Below are 19117 nucleotides of genomic sequence, written 5' to 3'. Positions count from 1 at the left end.
CTTTCGCCCGTCATCTCACACCACACCATTCTGGGGAAGCACGCTTGCGGCCGGCACGGATTGCAGATGGCGCGCCAGCGCATCGACCCTTTTTGTCGCAGCAAGCGAAAGGCGACTGCACCAGGGCGCGCGAGCGCCGACGAAGAGGCCATATCGCTCGCGGCGCCGAATGAGATTCCATTTCCCCGTTCGCGTCAGAAAATCGTGCGTCAGCTCTGGCCGCTTCTCGTCAGCGATGAGTTGGTAGAGGAAGTAGAAGAAGCAAAGCATACCATCCTCGTAAGCCTGGCGTGTCTCAGGTGGACAAGAGGCGATCTTTCTCTCCAGCGAGACAATGAATTCGGCAGCGACACGGATCGTTTCCTTTGATGCCACGACGCCTATCTCGCGAAGCGAGCTTGCGTCATCGAAAAGGCCTTCTCGTTCAAGATTTTCGGCGACGATCTTCAGATGCGTCTGACGCATCTGCCGCTGGTGTCTGCTCGTGACGCTGTCGCCATGGATTCGATAGGCAACCAGGGCTTCATCGATCATCATCGCGGGGAACCGATCGGCAACCCGTCGGAACAGATCGAAATCTTCCGCGTGCGGATAAGCGCCATCGTATATGAGCATCTCCTCCGGGATTAGTCTTCGGTTGAAGACCACGGTGGAGTGAATGAAGATCGTGAAAAACATCGAAAGGACCCGCATGCTGCCCGGCCGGTAGATCGGACTGGGCTTGCCTCGGACGATGCGATCGCCGATCAGAGTATCGACGCCGGTGCCGCACATGGCGAGACGAGGCTGCTCCCGGAAAAGCGCCACCTGCCGCGAAAAACGCGTTGCATACGAGATGTCATCGGCATCCATTCGTGCCACCAGGTCGCCGCTCGCAAGCGCCAGTCCCTCGTTCAGGGTCGTGATGAGGCCGCGATTTTCCCGAGAACGAACGGAGATACGGCTATCGGCCTTCCGATAGCGCTCGAGAATCTCGAGCGAGCGATCGGTAGAACCGTCGTCGATTGCGACGATTTCGAGGTGCCGATAGTCCTGGCGCAGAATGCTTTCAAGCGCAGCGCCGAGATAGGGCTCGCCGTTGTAGACGGGCAGCAGGACGGACACCAATGGCTTCGGCGTGGCTCGGCTTACGCTCATTGAAACATCCGATTTCTGAAGGGCTTTGCTGCGATCGACCAACGGTCTGAGGTAAGGCGTAAGCTCCTCGTCTCGCCGTCCTGTGGCGGCCTCGTCGCCTCCTGGGCGAATGTAAGGAAAGTGCCGCTTCAGCGCGTTGAGCGGCTTTTCGAAGGCAAGCCAGGAAATCGACGCCACGATCAAGGTGCCGGCGCTTGCAACGAAAAGCCGCCCGAGTCCCTGCTCGGAGACATTGACGGGGATCCAGCCCTGCGCCTCGACGACGAAAGCAAGGACGGTGGCATGATAAAGATAGACGCCATAGCTGACGCGGCCAAGCGCTGTGAGCGGACCGGATTCGACCAGGCGACCGAGATAACCGCCGATCCCGCGCGAGCAGTTGCCCACCAGCATCGTCAAGGGCACGAGGGGGAAGACTTCGAGCGCAATCCAGGCGAGCCAGTCCACAACCGGCGCCTTCGCCATCGGCCGCAGCCACAGCAGGACCAACGAGACCGCTAAAAGCGGGGTCGCGCTTCGCTGCGCCCATTGCGGCCATGCCTCGCCCTTGCAGCGGTGGGCGGCCAGAAGGCCGCCGGCTGCGAGCGCATCCATCGAAGCCGGCGGCAGCAGGTCGCGCGCGAGGGAAGGTGTACCGGTCAGGGGCCAGTAAAATCGATAGGCAATCGAGCATAGGATGACGCCTAGGCAAATTCGAGCAATCGAGCGCCGCGGGGCGACGAGAATGATCAACGGCCAGACGATGTAAAACTGCTCCTCGATGCTTAGGCTCCAGGTATGACAGAGAACCCACGGGCTCCACTCGTTCTGCAGCGCGTACCAGAAGTTGGAGAGGTAAAGCGCATGCCACGCCAGCACCTCTTTGGAGCTCTCCAATCCGGCCAGCCACACGAGGCCCAGGATGCCAAAATACGGTGGAAAGATACGCAACGCCCGGCGCGCATAGAAGGATTTGAGTGCAGTTGCCGGTTCGAAGCCGGCGGCGTCGCGCGCATCGAGAAGCAGCCGCGTTATCAGGAACCCGCTCAACACGAAGAACAGCCGCACGCCGATATGGCCCAAGTGCGAACCATCGGCTGCAAAGAAATGCGCATAGAGCACCAAGCTGACAGCGACGGCTCTGAGCCCGTCCAACTGCCGGTCCCGCGCAACCCCCATGAACATCCCTCTCAAGTTCAACCTTCGCGGGATACCGTCCTGATAGATCAGTCCCCCGACAGGTATGATCCTTGCCGCAGGCCCCGCTGAGCGCTCCTTGGTTAGAGCCAGGATTTATGTAAGTGAAAGAATAGTTAAGGGCGGCCAGGCGACTGTATGGCCGAATCGGGCCAAACTTTGGCGCGGCTGTCGCAAGATTACCCCGTGGGCCGCTGTTGAAATGGCGGTGTGTCGACCGTGCAATACCATGCTGAGATCAAAGCCGATTTGGATTAATGGTCCGAATCGCCCCTTCGGTTGCATGAATATTGGCAATACATCACCGAACGCGAGATCTGATGCGAATATTCTAATCTAATTCTTTGCCGAATGCCTCTGTTCGGTTTGCTAAAAGGTCGGCGGCGTGTTGATCCAGAGCAGAACGGTCTCGCCGTCATGCCTGTTCGACCAGGCGTGGCGGCGACGGCTCTCGAAGTAGAGCGAATCGCCCGGATGGAGGTCGTAGAACTGATCGCCGTCGAGAACGAACTCGACACGGCCGGAGAGCACGTAGACGAATTCCTCACCTTCATGCCGGTAGGCCCCCTCGCTCGATGCGCCGGGCGCCAGCACGAAGCGATGGCAGTCCATCTGGTTCCTCCCTTCCGCGAGAAGCTGAACCGTCACACCCGGCGTCGTGCGCGGCCAGTTGCGCCACTCGCCGGCCCTGACAAGTGCCCTCGCACGAGCCTCCTCTTCGCCGGAGAGGCTTGAGACCGTCGTTCCGAAATACTCGGCGATGTTATGCAGAACTGCGACGGAGACGCCTTGTGACGTCCGCTCCAACGTGGAGAGAACCGATGCGGCGATGCCGATCTCGCCAGCCACCTGCTCAAGCGTCTTGCCCGCGGCGTGTCTGAGGTTTCGCAGCTTCCGGCCGACCTGCAGGTCGGCATTATTCTCCATCGACGTGGCCGAGCCGTTATCGTCATTCGCCGTGCTCTCCGCGTCGAGCGCCTGCCGTATTGCGGCTGGATTGAGGCCGCGTTCGGTGCGAAACCAGGAGATGCGCTTCAACCGTGCAAGATCGGCCTCGCTGTATTGTCGATGGCCGGTCGCAGAACGCTCCGGGACGACGAGCCCTTGCGATTCCCACAGCCGCAGCGTCGACGCCGAGACGCCGGCGAGCCTCGCCGCCTCGGCAACCTTGTAGCGTACGTTGCCAGCACCGCTCATCCGTTCATGTCCTCGTTCCGCCACTGCGACGCGACAGCGTGCCCTCGAATGCTGCCGGCAATCTACCCGCGCCTCGTCGATTTACAAGAAGGTGGCCATCAGCCTCGGTGGTGTCTCGATCAGCAAATTTGATTTGCATTCCATTCCGGAAGATGTACCACTTCCGGAGAAAAGTTGCAGAAAAAATGCAATATATTCCCTCACAACCAGGACGACGACGATGACCAGCCTGACCGACCGCAAGAACGCAGCCATATCCCGCGGCGTGGGAATGACCACGCAGATTTACGCCGACCGCGCGGAAAATGCCGAGATCTGGGACAAGGAAGGCAATCGCTACATCGACTTCGCCTCCGGCATCGCCGTCGTCAATACCGGTCACCGCCACCCGAAGGTGATCGAAGCCGTCAAGGCGCAGCTCGACCGCTTCACCCACACCTGTCATCAGGTCGTCCCCTACGAGAACTATGTGCATCTGGCCGAGCGCCTGAACGCGCTTGCGCCCGGCAACTTCGCGAAGAAGACGATCTTCGTCACGACCGGCGCCGAAGCTGTTGAAAACGCCGTCAAGATCGCCCGTGCCGCGACGGGCCGTCAGGCAATCATCGCGTTTGGCGGCGGCTTTCACGGCCGCACCTTCATGGGCATGGCGCTGACCGGCAAGGTCGTGCCCTACAAGGTCGGCTTCGGCGCCATGCCGGCCGACGTTTTCCATGCCCCCTTCCCGATCGAGCTTCACGGCGTCAGCGTCGAACAGTCGATGGCGGCACTTAAGAAGCTCTTTGCCGCCGACGTCGATCCTGCCCGCGTCGCCGCGATCATCATCGAGCCGGTCCAGGGCGAAGGCGGCTTCTATCCGGCTCCGACGAGCTTCATGAAGGCGCTCCGCGAAATCTGCGACCAGCATGGTATCCTGCTGATCGCCGACGAGGTGCAGACCGGCTTTGCCCGCACCGGCAAGCTCTTCGCGATGGAGCACCATGATGTCGCTCCGGATCTGCTGACGATGGCAAAGAGCCTCGCCGGTGGCTTCCCGCTTGCCGCCGTGACCGGCCGCGCCGAGGTCATGGACGCACCGGGGCCGGGCGGCCTCGGCGGCACCTATGGCGGCAACCCGATCGGCATCGCCGCGGCTCATGCGGTCCTCGACGTCATCGAGGAGGAAAAGCTGTGCGAGCGGGCGAACCAGCTCGGCAACCGGCTGAAGCAGCGCCTCGCGGCAATCCGCGAGAAGGCGCCGGAGATCGCCGACATCCGCGGGCCGGGTTTCATGAACGCGGTCGAATTCAACGACGTGAAGACGAACTTGCCGAGTGCCGACTTCGCCAACAAGGTCCGTCTCATAGCCTTGGAAAAGGGCCTGATCCTGCTCACCTGCGGCGTTCACGGCAACGTCATCCGCTTCCTGGCGCCGATCACGATCGAGGACGAGGTTTTCGCCGAGGCGCTCGATGTTCTCGAGGCATCGATCCTCGAAGCGCGCGGTTGACGGCAAGCGGGGCGGCCGCTATCGCGGTCGTCCGCCTCTGCAGGGCGGTGCGTCTTTTCAGGCGCAAAGGAACAGCAGTGGCAGGGGCGCATGAGCTTGCGCCTCCAACAAAGCAAAGAAGCGATGCTTGCAGGCCGCTGCAGCTATCGTCGGAGGACGCGCCATGGCCCTGAAAGCCGCACTCACGAAACACCTTCGGGCAACTGACCACTTTGCCGCGCTCGACCGGGTGACGCGACGCTCTGGCGAGTGGGCCGGCGCGACCTTCGACGTCTTCAATCCATCAACCGGCGAATTGCTGGCGACGCTTCCCGACATGGGGATCGAGGAAGCACACGCGGCCATAGACGCCGCCGCGCGGGCTCAGCCTCTTTGGGCGGGCATGCCCGCCAAGGAGCGAAGTGCAATACTGCGCCGCTGGCACGACCTGATCGTCGAGCACGCCGATGATCTGGCCGCTATCCTGACGGCCGAAATGGGAAAGCCGCTCGGCGAGGCGAAAGGGGAGGTTCTGCATGCCGCATCTTACGTCGAGTGGTATGCAGAGGAAGCAAAGCGCGTCTACGGTGAGACCTTCCCGGCGCCGGCGAACGACCGCCGCATGCTGGTGATCAAGCAGCCGGTCGGCGTCGTCGGCACCATCACGCCGTGGAATTTCCCGGCTTCGATGGTGGCTCGCAAAATCTCGCCGGCGCTTGCCGCCGGGTGCGCGATCGTTCTGAAGCCGGCGGAGCAGACGCCACTTGTCGCCGGCGCCATGTTCGTACTCTCCGAAAAGGCGGGCTTCCCGGACGGCGTCGTCAATATCCTCTATGCCTCGGAAGGCGCCCCGATCGGCCGAGAACTCTGCAGCAACCCCAAGGTCCGCAAGATCAGCTTCACCGGCTCGACAGAGGTGGGCCGCCTGTTGATGCGGCAATGCTCTGACCAGATCAAGAAGGTGAGCCTGGAACTCGGCGGCAATGCGCCCTTCATCGTCTTCGACGACGCCGATATTGACGAGGCGGTGGACGGTGCTGTCCAGGCGAAGTTTCGCAATGCCGGCCAGACCTGCGTTTCGGCAAACCGGATCTACGTGCAATCCGCAGTTCACGACGTCTTCGCCGAGAAATTCGTCGCCCGCGTGCGTGAGCTCCATGTGGGCGATGGCTTCTTCCCCGGCGTGACCATCGGCCCGATGATCGATGGGCATGCGATCGAGAAGATCGAGGCGCATGTCGCCGACGCGATCGCCAAGGGTGCCGAAGTGCGCTGCGGCGGCAACCGGATCGGGACGAAGGGCACCTTCTTCGAACCGACCGTTCTTACCGGCATCTCGCATGACATGCGGGTTGCACAGGAAGAAACGTTCGGGCCGATCGCTCCGATCTTACGCTTTGAAAGCGCCGAGCAGGTGGTGGCAGAGGCGAATGACACGATCTACGGCCTCGCTGCTTATTTCTATGCCGAGAACCTGAAGCGGGTCTGGCATGTGGCCGAAGCGCTGGAATACGGCATGGTCGGCATCAACACGGGGCGCATGTCTTCGGAGGCCGCGCCCTTCGGCGGCATCAAACAGTCCGGGATCGGCCGCGAAGGCTCGCGCCACGGCCTCGAAGATTACCTCGAGATGAAATATCTCTGCATGGGCAACATCTAAGGCCGGTGCCACGCCAGCCAATCAGTCCATGTGAGTGCTGATCAGCGCAAGCGTATGGCGCGCGATCATCAGCTCCTCGTCGGTCGGAATGACGTGAAGCGCAATGCGGCTCCTCGTCGTAGAGATCAGTGCAGCGCCGGCCTCGTTCGCCGCCGCATCGACCTCCGCGCCAAGCCAGGCAAGCGCTTCGGCGATACGGGCGCGGATCGGAGCGGAGTTCTCGCCGACACCCGCGGTAAAGACGAAAACGTCGATGCCGCCGAGCGCGGCGGCAAGCATCCCTGCGTGAAGCCTACAGCGATGTACGAAATGCGCGATTGCAAAGGAAGCGCGCGGATCGTCGCTCGCCAACAGCTCGCGCACGTCGTTCGAGATGCCGGAGAGCCCCTTTAGTCCCGCATTGTGGTAAAGAAGGTCCGAGACCTCCTCGACGCTCATCCCCTTCGCGGTGATCAGATGGAGCACGACGCCCGGGTCGAGTTGACCCGGGCGCGTTCCCATCGGCAGGCCGTCGAGCGCAGTGAAACCCATGGTCGTCTCGATGCTCTGCCCGCCCCGCAGGGCGCACATCGAAGCGCCGCTTCCAAGATGGGCGACAATGATCCTGCCCCGCGCCACCTCCGGTGCCACCTCGCACAGCCGCTCGGCGATGTATTCATACGAAAGCCCATGAAAACCGTAGCGTCGCACGCCTTGATCATAGAAGGTGCGCGGCAGGGCGTAGCAATCCGTATGTTCGGCGCGACCATGATGAAAGGCAGTGTCGAAGCATGCGACCTGCGGCACCTCCGGGTTGATCTCCATGGCAAGGCGGATAGGCACCAGGTTGTTCGGCTGATGCAGAGGTGCGAGATTCTGGTAGTGCACCAACCGGTCGAGCACGGTCGCATCGATCAGCACAGGCCCGATATACTCGGGACCGCCGTGCACGACGCGGTGACCGATCGCCCGCAGCTCGACGCCCTCAAGCGCCAAAAGCCAGTCACGGGCCTCGGCGATCGCGGCAGGAAGATCGGGAACCGCTGCCCCGTCGAAGCTGCGCGCAACGAGCTCGGCGCCGTCGGCCGTCGTTGCCTTGAGGCGCGGGCTGCTACCGATGCCGTCGATCTTACCGCGAATCCGGCGCTCCAGCCGCCCATCGGCGATGTCGAAGATCTGGAACTTCAGGCTGGATGAGCCGGCATTGAATACGAGGAGCGCTTCCATGATGTCAGACCGCTACTGCATGTTCATTAATCGCAGCCCTGCGGCGTTTCCAGACTGCTACAGCGACCTTTGCACGGCAACTTCGCACCCGAGTGAGGCCGCTGCAAGACGGCCCTTGAAATTCCAAGCTCCACTTGCCAATTGGGAGCAACAAATCAAGGAGGTCAGCAAGCGCGATGAATGAAGTCGAAATGTCCGTGGAGAAACATGTCTTCGAAGCCGATGTGGCGAAACTGCTGCACCTGATGGTGCACTCGGTCTATTCCGACAAGAACGTCTTTCTGCGCGAATTGATTTCGAACGCGGCCGATGCCTGCGAAAAGCTTCGTTACGAGGCGATCGTGGCACCCGAACTGCTCGGCAGCGATCCTACGCCGCGCATCACGTTGACCCTGGATGAAGACAGCCGCCGCCTGATCGTCGAGGACAATGGCATCGGCATGAGCCGTGACGAACTGGTTGAATCCCTCGGTACGATCGCCCGGTCCGGTACGCGAGCTTTTATGGAGCGAATCGAAGCCGCGCAGGGCAAGGACGGCGCACAGCTAATCGGCCAGTTCGGCGTCGGCTTCTATTCCGCCTTCATGGTTGCCGACAATGTCGACGTGGTTTCCCGCCGCGCCGGCAGCGACAAAGCCTGGCATTGGACCTCAGACGGCAAGGGCACTTATACGGTTTCCGCCGTCGAGCTCGCCGATGCGCCGGCACGCGGCACACGCATTACGCTGCATTTGATGGGCGACGCCAAGATCTACACGTCGCGCTGGACGGTCGAGCGCATCGTCAAGGATCAGTCGGGCCACGTCCCCGTTCCGATCTCCGTCATCGAGAAGCCCGGTGCCGAGCCCGCCCAGGTCGCCGACGGAACCGCGCTCTGGACAAAGCAGAAGAGCGAGATCTCCAAGGAAGAATACACCGACTTCTATCGCGGTGTTGCCGGGCAATATGACGAGCCGGCCCTGACCGTGCATTTCCGTGCGGAAGGACGGCATGAATATACCGCACTTGCCTTCGTTCCCGGCTCCAAGCCCTTCGATCTTTTCGATCCCGATCGCAAGGGCAGGATGAAGCTCTATGTGAAACGCGTCTTCATCACCGACGAGGCGGAGCTGCTGCCCCGCTACTTGCGTTTCGTGCGCGGCCTCATCGACACGGCCGACCTGCCGCTCAACGTCTCGCGCGAGATGATCCAGGAAAGCCCCCTGCTCGCCAGCATTCGCAAGGGGCTGACGAACCGTATTCTGACCAGCATTGAGAAGCTCGCGGAGAACGAGCCGGAGACCTTCGCGAAGCTCTGGGAGAACTTCGGCAGCGTCATCAAGGAAGGTATCTACGAGGACTTCGAACGGCGAAGCCAGCTTCTTGCGCTTTCGCGCTTCCGCACGACCGCTTCCGACGAGAAGCCGCGCGCCTTGAGCGATTATGTCAGGGACATGAAGGAAGGTCAGGACGCGGTCTACTATCTGACGGGCGACAACCTCGCCCAGTTGAAAGCCTCGCCGCAGCTTGAAGGTTTCCGCGCGCGCGGCATCGAAGTGCTGCTCTTGACGGACCCGGTCGACAGCTTCTGGGTGACGACGGCGCCCGATTTCGAGGGCAAGCCGTTCAAATCGATCACGCAAGGTGCTGCCGACCTTGCTGGTGTTGCGAAGCAGGAAGATGCGGCCACCCCCTCGCCCGAGGCAAGCCCGTCTGTGACCGAATTCGTGAACTTCACAAAGGCGACGCTTGGCGAAGCGGTCTCCGATGTCAGAACTTCCGACCGGTTGACGGAAAGCGCAGTCTGCCTGGTTGCGGCCGAGCACGGTCCGGACCGCCAGCTTCAAAAGATGCTTCAGGGCGCAGGGCGCATCGAAAGCGCGGCAAAACCGGTCCTCGAGATCAATCCCGGCCATGCGCTCATTACGGCCCTTGCCGCCTATCCCGCGGAGGACAGGGAGTTTCGCGAGGACGCGGCAAAATTGCTGCTCGACCAGGCCCGTGTTCTCGACGGTGACAAGCCAGAAGACCCGCGTGCCTTCGCGGAGCGTCTGTCGCGCGTGTTCCATCGCGCATTGAAAGGCTGAAGGGACCTCCGGATGTGGGCGGTTCCGCCCACATCAATTCCTCCTCCTGCGGCGGTGGCTGCGATATTGCCTCGCGGCCTCGGTCTATGCGTTTTGGGGCCGCGCAAATCTTCGTGCTAAGCTGGTCGCCATGCGACCGGGCGGTACGGCCGGATGGAACCCGCTAACCGATCATACGAATTGCTGACAGCCGCCGACCTCGAGAAGATCGAATCGGTCGCGATGGGTAGCCTCGCCGCGATTTTCGATCGTGCGCCGGTCGCCGGCCTTTATCGAGACCGCCTCATCCTGCTTGCGTTGGCACAAGGCAGCGCGCTCCATTACCTCGACGGGAGAAACGGCATAAAGGACTTCGATGTCTGGGCGTTCTTCGAAGCGGGCCCGTCGAAGCGGTTTCCGCATCGCAAACGATGGTGCGTGGACTTCGGCCCGTCACGCTTCGGGCGGCATCCGGACGACGCCGGCTATTCCGGTCGCCGGCTCGACCTCATGGGCCGCTCGATCGACGTCATGAGCGGTGAGGCGCCGGAAGATGCCGTCCGACGGTGGCTGGGTACTCGCGCAAAGTCAGCTATCGCCGTTCGTAGGAAGCCGATGTTCTGTCTCCTCCCGCGCCGAAGCTTCGGTGAACGGATCATCTAAACCGGGTCGCGACCTTCGACCGGTTCGAGCGGAACGATGCGGAGCGGCTGCTGCTCAGTCGTCATCGGGCGGGCACGGCCACTTTGCAGGCGCCGACAGTCCGGCCGGCAATTTCGTCGCTCCGTCGCCGCAGGCAAGATCGACCTGTTCCTGCTTGAGGCCGGTGACCGCCGAGAGGTCCAAACCCTCTATCCTCGTCAGAAACAGGAAGGCGCGATCCAGATCAATCGGTCCTTCGAAGACCGCTCCGCTGAGATTGGCGCGTGACAGATTGGCCATGGAGAAGCGCGTGCCGGTCAGCACCGCCCCTTCGAAATTGGCGCGACCAAGCTCCGCCTTTTCGAAATCGGCACCTGTCAGCCGTGCGCCGCTGAAGTCGGTGCGCTGCAGTTCGGCACTGACGAAGGAGGCACTCTGCGCGGAGATACCCGAAAAATTGCCGCGATAGGCCTCGACCCTGGTGAAGTTCGCCTTGTCCGCCCTGGCTCCCGCGAGCGAAGCGCGCACGAGCGTGGCCTTTTCGAGATTTGCCGAACCAAGATTCGTGTCGCGCAAGTCAGTCATCGTAAAGTCGGTACTGACCAGATTGCTCCCCTCGAGGTCGCTGCCACCGAGCATGAGAAGCCGCTTGTTGCAGTCGTGCCAGTCCGTTCCCCTCCCGGGCGAGCCTTTGCAATCCGCCGACTCGGCGGCGCCGCAGGCGTATGCCGATGCCACGATTGCGACGACGAAAACCGCGGCACCGGAGATGAAAGAATTCGTGCTCATCGGTCCGTTTCCTGTCTTCCGGACGTCTTCATTTCGCCGCTCCCACCCATGATCAACCGGCCCTTGCCGCCGCATAATTCAGGCGTCGAACCACTGCAAGAACTGCGTTCGTTTCAAAAGGTTACGGCGCCGCCGCTCACTTGAAAAGAGCCGCAAGCCCAGCGCCGTCAATAAACGATTCGGATTGCACTTTTTAAAATCAAATGAGGGATTGCGCCGACACTACGCCTCAACGCCCTGAATGGCTGAGACCTGCCAGTCGGTGCCGGGCCGGCGCAGGAAGGTCCAGATCTCGACCGCTTCAGTGAGCTCGTTGGGGTCGCCGCTGATGACACGGCCGGTTGCACGATCGCGCATCACGTCGATGCTTTCATAGCGCATAGCAACAGTCACGTAGTCGGTGCCATTCTCCTTCCATGCCTCGGCGACGTCGCCCTGGACGAGATGCACGTCGCGCACTTCGTTCCTCAGCCCCTTGGTCGCGTTCTCGCTCAGCTCTTCCGCGAGGTAGGACATGGCCTCCGGCGTCGTCAGCTGGCGCAGCGCCGCGTAATCTTCTGCTCCATAGGCGGCCTGGACCTCCTTCAGCATCGCCTCGAAACGATCGAGCTCGTGCTGGCCGACGCCGATTTCGTCGGTCTCGCCCGGGGCAGAAGACGACTGCGGCGGGGCCGATCTCGTGCCGGCATTGAGCCCGCCCATTCCTTCACCGATGCGCGGGATGCGGAAGGAGGGAGTGCCCGAGGCCATCGCCGAAGATCGCGCGGATGCCGACGGCGCCGAATAGGCCGGCCGCTGATTGCGGCCGAAAAATCGCATCGCCAACGAAATTACCAGGAAAAGGACACCGAGCTGCAGCAACAGGCCGAGAAAACCGATGCCGCCGCCGAGGCCATGGCCGAGCAGCATGCCGATCAGTCCGCCCATCAGCAGACCGCCGAGCATGGAGCCACCGAACCCGTTGAAAAAGCCCGGGCGCGGACTGGTCGTCCGGTTCTGCGCAGCCGGATTGGTGGCGGTGGACGGCTGCGCATTCTGCCGCGGCGTCATCGTGCGGTCGATCGGCGCGGCCGGAGCCGGAGCTGTGCGGGTCACCGGCGGGGTCGAAAAGGTCCGGCTCCCGCGAGACCCGAAACCGCCGCCCGCCCGCCGCGCCTCGGCGACATCGACCACCGTCAACATCACCATGAGGCCAACCGCCACCATTGCCATAACCCGTCCGAAGCGCTGCATTCCATCAATTCCCTTGTCACTCCCGGCCGCAAACGGCCCCACGGACGCATATAGAGCGCGCGCCGCGGGAGTTTAAGAGCGCAACGGTGTAATTCGGGAAAATGACCACGATTTACGGGTAAATCGTTCGATGATTCAAAGCAGCGGTATGAGTGGCCGGAGCCATCCGGACGGCCGCAAGAGCAACTGAGCTTATGATGGGTCAAAATGAAGCTGATGCGCCCAAATGAAACGGCGCGTCTCCGCATCAAGCGTCGGTATCGTGGGATGATAGAAAACGGGAAACCGTTTCCAGACACAAGGACCTCTCCTCCACATGCGGCATGTGGCTGGAATGCTCGAACAGCACCCATTCGCAGTTCTTGACGCGATCGACATACGGCTTGACGACGAGCGGCGTGGCCTCGTCGTATTTGCCCGAGATCAAAAGGGTCGGCGCCTCGATCAACGTCAGCCGATCCTCGATCGTCCAGTCCCTCATCGTCCCGATCACATGAAACTCGGTTGGGCCGTTCATGTTGCGATAGACCGTATTGTCCTCGTCCATGATCGCAAAAGTGCGCGCGACTTCCGGCGGCCACGGCGTGACGCGGCAGACATGGCGGTCGTAGAAGACACGCGAGGCGGTGATGTATTCCGGATCGGTGATCGTGCCCGCCTGCTCGTGCCTGAGCAGCTTCTCTTGAACCGTCTGCGGCAGCTCCTCGCGCAGGCGATTGGCTTCCGCCACCCAGGTACGCATATTGGCCGGCGAATTGGCGATGACCAGCGCCTTCAGCCCTATCGGCTTCAGCACCGCATGTTCCGCACCCAGCATGCCGCCCCAGGACTGTCCGAGGAAGGCATAGCGATCCTGGATGCCGAGATGCTTCAGCAGTGCATCGAGTTCCTCGAGGAACAGGGCCGGAGTCCAGAAATCCGGCCCCTTTTCGGGAAGGCGCGTGGAGTTGCCGTTGCCGAGTTGGTCGTAGTGGATGACGGCGCGGCCGTCGATCTCGTTGATCCCCTTAAAGGAATCCACGTAGTCATGAGTGCAGCCCGGCCCGCCGTGGGCCACGACAAGCGGCAGCTTGCCGCTGTCGAGCGAACCGGTGATGCGATACCAGGTCTGGTATTCGCGAAAGGGCAGGAAGGCTTCCTTCGAAGCAATGGCGGCCACATGCATCTCCACGTCTGACGATGGAGGAAGCATAACGCGGTGTTTTAAGCCGCGGCAGCTATCACAACTTATAGGACGGGCGCTCTTCAAGCAGCCGGTAATGCGTGGCGCGCACCACCGCCTGGGTACGGTTCTTGGCCCCGAGCTTCTTGGCCGCGGCGTTAAGGTGCATGACGACGGTCGGAACCGAGCGTTGGATGATCCGGGAAATTTCCTTGGCAGAGTGGCCTTCGGCGGAATAGCGAAGGCATTCACGCTCCCGTTCCGTCAGCCTTGCAGTGCCCACGTTGAAGGCCCGCGCGTCGAACAGCGAATAGGCCGCCTCGTGAAACACATGGGCGAGCAGGTTGAAATCGGCTGTGTAGCGCAGCGCATGCCGCTCGAATTCCCGGTTGGCGCCGAAACGCACGCCCGTCACCGTCGCATAGTCGCCGCGCGGCATGTGGACGGGAACGGTGACGCCGGTCGACATGTCCCGTTCGCGTAGATACCGGGCGACAGGCGCCGTATCATCGCTCATGAAGCGCCTGATCAGCGTGTCTGCATCGGTGTCATAGTTCCAGAAAAACGGCGTAGAGGTGCGCAGCGCCACCTGCTGCACGGGATCGATGCGGAAATAGCCGCGATCGAACCAGTATTCGTGCATGTCATCGGAAATGTTGCGCAGTTTCAGCAGCGACGGGATCATGATCGTGCCATCGAGATCCCAGGGCACCGGCGTATAGTCGTAGATCAGCGCCTCGAAACCGATCGATTTCATCGCCTCGAAGACCTGGTCGACACAGCCATCCAGGGTCTCGTGCGCGGTGAACTGGTTCCTGATCGTCCCGATTTCATCGATCATCATTGGCTCCGGTCCCCGGTCACAGGTGAACCTATCACTTCTTATAGCTGGGCGCCGACTGGCGTTTCGGGTAAAAATTTAGCCATGCTCAATTATTGAGCAAGCAGATTCTTTGCCGGGGCGGCCAATGTGGCGTGATATCGAGCCAGAGGCGCGACATGAAATCGAGGTCGATGGCTACAAGGTGATGGCCTACAGCTTCGGTGCAGGCCCGGAAACCTTGTTCTGCCTGAATGGCGGTCCGGGATTACCCTGTGACTATCTGCGCGAAGCCCATTCATGTCTCATCGACAAGGGCTATCGCGTGGTCGCCTTCGATCAGCTCGGCACAGGCGCCTCCGACCGCCCGACCGATCCTTCGCTCTGGACGATCGGCCGGTATGTCGAGGAGACCGAAACGGTTCGCAAGGCACTGGGGCTCGGCAGGTTACATATGCTCGGCCATTCCTGGGGTGGCTGGCTGGCGATCGATTACGCTCTGACATACCCGGAAAATCTGCAGACGCTGATCCTCGAGGACACGGTCGCCGACATGCCGCACCTCGTCACCGAGCTTGAGCGGCTGCGCGCCGCACTCGGGCCGGAGACCGTTGCCATGATGCAGAAGCACGAGGCGCAGGGCACATACGACCATCCCGAATACATGGCAGCCATCACCATCCTGAACCATCGCCATGTCTGCCGTCTGCCGGAATGGCCTGCGCCCTTACGCCGGTCGCTTGACGACTGGAACATGGGTCCCTATGGCACGATGCAGGGCCCGAACGAGTTTCTCTATACCGGCAATCTCAAGGACTGGAACCGCATTCCCGACCTTCCCGGCATAAAGGTGCCGACGCTGATCACCACGGGAGAACACGACGAGCTCACGCCGGCCTGCGCCCTGAAGATGAAGCTCGCAATCCCGAACGCCGAGCTCAGGGTTTTCGCCAATGCGAGCCACATGCCTTTCTACGAGAACCCCGCGGAATATTATCCTGCTCTGATCGATTTCCTGTCGCGGCACGGGCCGAACTGATGCAACACATGGCGAGAGACATCCGAAAAAGACGGAGGCGGCGACATCGCCATGCATCGCTATAGGTTCGTCCTCACTCGACCTTTGCAGTTCCTGCCCGTCATCTTCGGGATCAGCGTCATCACCTTCATTCTGGTGCGGCTCATCCCCGGCGATCCGGCGCGCAACCTCCTGGGCGCCCGCGCCACGCCATCGGCCATCGCCAAGATCCGCGCTCAATACGGCCTCGACGAGGCGATGTGGCAGCAATATTTCTATTTCGTGAAGAATCTCGCCAATGGCGAGATGGGCAAGTCGATCCTCTACAAGATCGATGTCCTGAAGCTCATCGCCACCCGCATCGAGCCGACCATAGCGCTCGTCCTGTCGAGCGTCGTCCTGTCGGTCCTCATCGCCGTACCCATGGCGGCGCTGGCCGCGCGCAATTCCGGCAAGGCGCCCGACCATGTGGTCCGCATTGTTTCCACATTCGGCATCGGTTTCCCGCCCTTTTGGCTCGGCCTGATGCTGATGATCCTTTTCAGCGTCAAACTCGACCTGCTGCCGGTGTCCGGCTACGGGGAGACGTTCGGCGACAAGCTCGTCCATCTGGTTCTGCCGAGCCTGACAGTAGCCCTCTCCCTTTCCACGGTGCTGATCCGCAGCCTGCGCGCGGCAATGATAGAGGCCCTGAAGTCAGACGTCGCGACCGCCGCCCGAGCGCGCGGCATGCCTGAGCGTATCGTCTTCTGGCGGCATGTCGTGCCGAATTCGCTGGTGCCGACCATCAACCTTCTGGCGGTCAATATCGGCTGGCTGATCGGCGGCACGGTCGTGGTCGAAAGCGTCTTTGCCCTGCCGGGCATGGGGCAGCTGCTCGTGCGCGCCATCTTCTCGCGCGATTACATGGTCGTGCAGGGTGTCGCCATGGTGTTTGCCTGCGCCACGGTGCTCGTCAACTTCCTCGCCGACGTCGTCACCGTCGCCATCGATCCGAGGGTGAAACTATGAGCGCCGGCACGGTGTCCTCGTCGCCCGCCGGCTGGCGGTTGCGCCTCAGCCAACGGCTGCCCCTGGTCATCGGCGCGGGCATCCTGCTGTTTTTCCTGCTGCTGGCGATCGGCGCACCCGTCGTTGCGCCCTATGACCCGATCCTGCAGAACGGTGCAACCCGCCTGCAGCCGCCATCGCTCCTGCATCCGTTCGGCACCGACAACTTCGGCCGCGATCTCCTCTCACGCGTCATCTGGGGCACTCGCATCGACCTCCAGATCGCCCTGATCGGCGTGGTCTTCCCCTTCGTGATAGGCACGATAGTCGGCACCATCGCCGGCTTCTTCGGGGGCATCGTCGACGCGTTGTTCATGCGCCTCATCGACATCATCCTGGCCTTTCCGTTCCTGGTGCTGATGCTGTCGATCATCGCCATTCTGGGTCCGGGCCTCAGCAGCTTCTACATTGCCATGGCGCTGGTCGGCTGGGTGTCATATGCCCGGTTGATCCGGGCACAGATCCTGGTCCTGAAGAACAGCGACTATGCCGTTGCAGCCGTCAGCCTCGGTTTCGGCCGCTTCCGCATCATGTTCCGGCACTTGCTACCCAATGCCATTGCCGGCTCAATCGTCTTCGCCATGTCGGATGCCGTGCTGGTGCTGCTGAGCGGGGCAGCCGTCAGCTACCTCGGTCTTGGCGTGCAGCCGCCGGTCGCCGAATGGGGCGTCATGGTCGCGGAAGGCCAGAGCTTCATCACCACGGCCTGGTGGATCACGCTATTTCCCGGCCTGTCCATCGTCTGCCTTGCCTTCGGCTTCAGCATGCTGGGCGACGCGCTTGGCGAACTACTCGGAGTGCACGAATGAGTGCCTCCGTCCTGTCGGTCCGCGACCTGACCGTAAAAGCGCATCTCCAGGGAGAAACGCGCACCCTGCTGCAGGGCGTCTCACTCGACCTCGCCAAGGGCGAGATCCTCGGCCTCGTCGGCGAAAGCGGCTCGGGCAAGAGCCTGTTCTGCCGCTCGCTCGTGCGCCTCCTGCCATCATCCTTGCTGAAGATCGAAGGCGGCACCATTCTCTTCGAAGAGCGCGACCTCACTGCCGTCACCGACGCCGAGATGCTAAAGGTGCGCGGCGCCGAGATTGGCATGATCTTCCAGAACCCGACCAGCCATCTCGATCCGGTCATGCGCATCGGTGATCAGATCCTCGAGGGAATCCGCTATCATCAGGGCATCAACGGCCGCGATGCGCGCGCGGCAGCGATCGAGATACTGGCGCAGATCGGTTTCCCTGAACCCGTCCGCCAGTACGACAGCTACCCGCACGAGCTTTCCGGCGGCATGCGTCAGCGGGCTATGATCGGTGTGGCGCTCTCCTGCAATCCGCAAATCCTCATAGCCGACGAACCGACCACCGCGCTCGACGTCACGATCCAGGCGCAGATCCTGAAGCTCTTGATGGATATCCGCGATAGGCACGGCCTGTCGATCATCCTCATCACCCATGACCTCGGCGTCGTGGCGCAGACCTGCGACCGCATTGCCGTGATGCGCGGCGGCAGGCTGCTGGAACAGGGGCTGAAACGGACAATCCTGTCCGCACCGCAGGACCCGTATACGGTTCGCCTCATCCACAGCCATCCATCGATGCCGGACGTGGCGCTCCCCGCCGTCAGTGCCCCTGCGCCCTCACGTGCAGCGACAAGGCCGCTTCTGGAAATCGACGATTTGCATGTGCGGTACCCGACAGGCGGCAGCCTTTTCAGGGGAAAGAACGCCCGAACCGTCGGCGCCCTCTCGGGTGTCAATCTGCAGATCATGCCCGGCGAAACGGTCGGCATCGTCGGCGAATCCGGCAGCGGCAAGAGTACGCTTGCCCGTGCTCTGCTGGGCCTGACACCGATCTCTTCCGGTCATGTCAGCTTCGATGGTATCGATCTTTTTCAGCAGAGGAATGCGGGTCTCGCCAGGCTGCGGCGCGAGGCGGCCATGGTCTTTCAAGACCCGTTCAATGCGCTGAACCCGCGCCTGACCATCGGCCAGACCCTTGCTGAAGTGCTGAAAGTCCAGAAAAAGATCGCCAGGGCCGACATTCCGTCCCGCGTCGACGAGCTGCTGGACCTTGTCGGACTGGAGCGCGAATTCGTCAACCGCAAGCCGCGCAGCATGAGCGGCGGGCAGTGTCAGAGGGCTGGCATCGCCCGTGCGCTTGCCGTCGATCCGAGGCTGATTATCGCGGACGAATGCGTCGCAGCACTCGATGTCACGATCCAGGCGCAGATCATCGATCTCTTCCGCAAGCTCGCCCGCGACCTTAACCTGACGTTGATCTTCATCGCCCATGACCTGGCGATCGTGCGCAACCTGTGCGAACGCACGGTAGTGATGTATCGCGGAGAGATCGTCGAGGACGGCCGCTCCGAGGACGTCTTCTCCCGGCCGAAACATCCCTACACCGCCGCGTTGATCGCAGCGATCCCCGACATTGATCCCGACAGGCAGTTGCTCGGCCATACCGATGCCGCGTCTCTCGAACCGATCCAGTCCTTCAAACGCATGCCATAATAACG

The 19117-nt window shown here is 61.9% G+C and carries 15 protein-coding genes and 1 pseudogene; 8 read left to right on the top strand and 8 right to left on the bottom strand.

Translation table 11 applies throughout. The annotated features are described in order from the left end of the window. Nucleotides 1-15: 15 nt before the first annotated feature. The 3 genes and pseudogenes from AYK65_RS27420 to AYK65_RS27410 all read right to left on the bottom strand — a co-directional run bounded on the left by AYK65_RS27420 (nt 16) and on the right by AYK65_RS27410 (nt 3510). On the bottom strand, nt 16-1137 hold the full coding sequence (locus AYK65_RS27420; RefSeq protein WP_046116829.1) for a glycosyltransferase family 2 protein: 1122 nt from the start codon (nt 1135-1137) through the stop codon (nt 16-18). Nucleotides 1138-1191: 54 nt separating this feature from the next. Then, nucleotides 1192-2295 (bottom strand): annotated as a pseudogene (locus tag AYK65_RS27415) (acyltransferase family protein); the annotation flags it as partial. Nucleotides 2296-2682: 387 nt separating this feature from the next. After that, nucleotides 2683-3510: a MerR family transcriptional regulator gene (locus AYK65_RS27410; RefSeq protein ID WP_026615027.1), complete on the bottom strand. Its 828-nt coding sequence runs from the start codon at nt 3508-3510 to the stop codon at nt 2683-2685. Nucleotides 3511-3730: 220 nt separating this feature from the next. Between AYK65_RS27410 and AYK65_RS27405 the strand changes: the two genes are divergently transcribed. Together AYK65_RS27405 and AYK65_RS27400 are read left to right on the top strand one after the other, a co-directional pair. Beyond that, nucleotides 3731-4999 (top strand): 4-aminobutyrate--2-oxoglutarate transaminase, encoded by a 1269-nt coding sequence (locus AYK65_RS27405; protein WP_046116709.1) that lies wholly within the window; start codon nt 3731-3733, stop codon nt 4997-4999. A 163-nt stretch (nt 5000-5162) separates the two neighbouring features. Beyond that, nucleotides 5163-6638: an NAD-dependent succinate-semialdehyde dehydrogenase gene (locus AYK65_RS27400; protein WP_081162299.1), complete on the top strand. Its 1476-nt coding sequence runs from the start codon at nt 5163-5165 to the stop codon at nt 6636-6638. A 21-nt stretch (nt 6639-6659) separates the two neighbouring features. Here the strand turns inward: AYK65_RS27400 and AYK65_RS27395 are convergent, their stop codons facing one another. Further along, complete coding sequence (locus AYK65_RS27395; protein WP_026615024.1) at nt 6660-7844, bottom strand: acetate/propionate family kinase; 1185 nt, start codon at nt 7842-7844, stop codon at nt 6660-6662. Nucleotides 7845-8020: 176 nt separating this feature from the next. On the opposite strand from AYK65_RS27395, the gene htpG reads away from it, so the two are divergent. Continuing rightward, nucleotides 8021-9910 (top strand): molecular chaperone HtpG, encoded by a 1890-nt coding sequence (gene htpG, locus AYK65_RS27390; RefSeq protein ID WP_081162296.1) that lies wholly within the window; start codon nt 8021-8023, stop codon nt 9908-9910. 153 nt (nt 9911-10063) lie between these two features. Beyond that, complete coding sequence (locus AYK65_RS27385) at nt 10064-10552, top strand: hypothetical protein (protein ID WP_026615022.1); 489 nt, start codon at nt 10064-10066, stop codon at nt 10550-10552. 54 nt (nt 10553-10606) lie between these two features. Here AYK65_RS27385 and AYK65_RS27380 read toward each other — a convergent pair whose 3' ends face one another. The 4 genes from AYK65_RS27380 to AYK65_RS27365 form a co-directional block, all read right to left on the bottom strand. Beyond that, nucleotides 10607-11320 (bottom strand): pentapeptide repeat-containing protein, encoded by a 714-nt coding sequence (locus AYK65_RS27380; protein WP_026615021.1) that lies wholly within the window; start codon nt 11318-11320, stop codon nt 10607-10609. A gap of 222 nt (nt 11321-11542) precedes the next feature. Next, nucleotides 11543-12553, bottom strand: coding sequence for a Tim44 domain-containing protein (locus AYK65_RS27375; RefSeq protein WP_026615020.1), 1011 nt, complete (start codon nt 12551-12553; stop codon nt 11543-11545). A 247-nt stretch (nt 12554-12800) separates the two neighbouring features. After that, a complete protein-coding gene (locus AYK65_RS27370; RefSeq protein ID WP_034885398.1) occupies nt 12801-13718 on the bottom strand; it encodes a proline iminopeptidase-family hydrolase in 918 nt (305 codons plus the stop codon). 55 nt (nt 13719-13773) lie between these two features. After that, nucleotides 13774-14556: a LuxR family transcriptional regulator gene (locus AYK65_RS27365; protein WP_026615018.1), complete on the bottom strand. Its 783-nt coding sequence runs from the start codon at nt 14554-14556 to the stop codon at nt 13774-13776. 127 nt (nt 14557-14683) lie between these two features. On the opposite strand from AYK65_RS27365, the gene AYK65_RS27360 reads away from it, so the two are divergent. Genes AYK65_RS27360 through AYK65_RS27345 form a run of 4 tightly spaced genes read left to right on the top strand, consistent with a single transcriptional unit; the run spans nt 14684 to nt 19112 of the window. Then, entirely contained in the window at nt 14684-15574 is an 891-nt protein-coding gene (locus AYK65_RS27360) for a proline iminopeptidase-family hydrolase (protein ID WP_081162291.1), read from the top strand. Nucleotides 15575-15625: 51 nt separating this feature from the next. Then, nucleotides 15626-16564 carry an ABC transporter permease gene (locus AYK65_RS27355; RefSeq protein ID WP_026615016.1) on the top strand — a complete coding sequence of 313 codons (939 nt, stop codon included), beginning with the start codon at nt 15626-15628 and terminating at the stop codon, nt 16562-16564. Beyond that, nucleotides 16561-17412, top strand: coding sequence for an ABC transporter permease (locus tag AYK65_RS27350; protein ID WP_026615015.1), 852 nt, complete (start codon nt 16561-16563; stop codon nt 17410-17412). The genes AYK65_RS27355 and AYK65_RS27350 overlap by 4 nt, the downstream gene beginning before the upstream one ends. Further along, on the top strand, nt 17409-19112 hold the full coding sequence (locus AYK65_RS27345; RefSeq protein WP_046116705.1) for a dipeptide ABC transporter ATP-binding protein: 1704 nt from the start codon (nt 17409-17411) through the stop codon (nt 19110-19112). The genes AYK65_RS27350 and AYK65_RS27345 overlap by 4 nt, the downstream gene beginning before the upstream one ends. The last annotated feature ends 5 nt before the right edge of the window (nt 19113-19117 follow it).

Source organism: Ensifer aridi, assembly GCF_002078505.1.
In the GTDB taxonomy this organism is placed as follows: Bacteria; Pseudomonadota; Alphaproteobacteria; order Rhizobiales; family Rhizobiaceae; genus Sinorhizobium; species Sinorhizobium aridi.
This window is presented reverse-complemented; position numbering and strand designations above follow the sequence as displayed.

Bases quoted from the DNA above. Each gene is read 5' to 3' on its own strand.
- AYK65_RS27370 (WP_034885398.1), bottom strand. From the start codon at position 13,718: ATGCATGTGGCCGCCATTGCTTCGAAGGAAGCCTTCCTGCCCTTTCGC.
- AYK65_RS27360 (WP_081162291.1), top strand. From the start codon at position 14,684: ATGTGGCGTGATATCGAGCCAGAGGCGCGACATGAAATCGAGGTCGAT.
- AYK65_RS27395 (WP_026615024.1), bottom strand. From the start codon at position 7,844: ATGGAAGCGCTCCTCGTATTCAATGCCGGCTCATCCAGCCTGAAGTTC.
- htpG (WP_081162296.1), top strand. From the start codon at position 8,021: ATGAATGAAGTCGAAATGTCCGTGGAGAAACATGTCTTCGAAGCCGAT.
- AYK65_RS27365 (WP_026615018.1), bottom strand. From the start codon at position 14,556: ATGATCGATGAAATCGGGACGATCAGGAACCAGTTCACCGCGCACGAG.
- AYK65_RS27400 (WP_081162299.1), top strand. From the start codon at position 5,163: ATGGCCCTGAAAGCCGCACTCACGAAACACCTTCGGGCAACTGACCAC.
- AYK65_RS27355 (WP_026615016.1), top strand. From the start codon at position 15,626: ATGCATCGCTATAGGTTCGTCCTCACTCGACCTTTGCAGTTCCTGCCC.
- AYK65_RS27410 (WP_026615027.1), bottom strand. From the start codon at position 3,510: ATGAGCGGTGCTGGCAACGTACGCTACAAGGTTGCCGAGGCGGCGAGG.
- AYK65_RS27385 (WP_026615022.1), top strand. From the start codon at position 10,064: ATGGAACCCGCTAACCGATCATACGAATTGCTGACAGCCGCCGACCTC.
- AYK65_RS27380 (WP_026615021.1), bottom strand. From the start codon at position 11,320: ATGAGCACGAATTCTTTCATCTCCGGTGCCGCGGTTTTCGTCGTCGCA.
- AYK65_RS27405 (WP_046116709.1), top strand. From the start codon at position 3,731: ATGACCAGCCTGACCGACCGCAAGAACGCAGCCATATCCCGCGGCGTG.
- AYK65_RS27350 (WP_026615015.1), top strand. From the start codon at position 16,561: ATGAGCGCCGGCACGGTGTCCTCGTCGCCCGCCGGCTGGCGGTTGCGC.
- AYK65_RS27420 (WP_046116829.1), bottom strand. From the start codon at position 1,137: ATGAGCGTAAGCCGAGCCACGCCGAAGCCATTGGTGTCCGTCCTGCTG.
- AYK65_RS27345 (WP_046116705.1), top strand. From the start codon at position 17,409: ATGAGTGCCTCCGTCCTGTCGGTCCGCGACCTGACCGTAAAAGCGCAT.
- AYK65_RS27375 (WP_026615020.1), bottom strand. From the start codon at position 12,553: ATGCAGCGCTTCGGACGGGTTATGGCAATGGTGGCGGTTGGCCTCATG.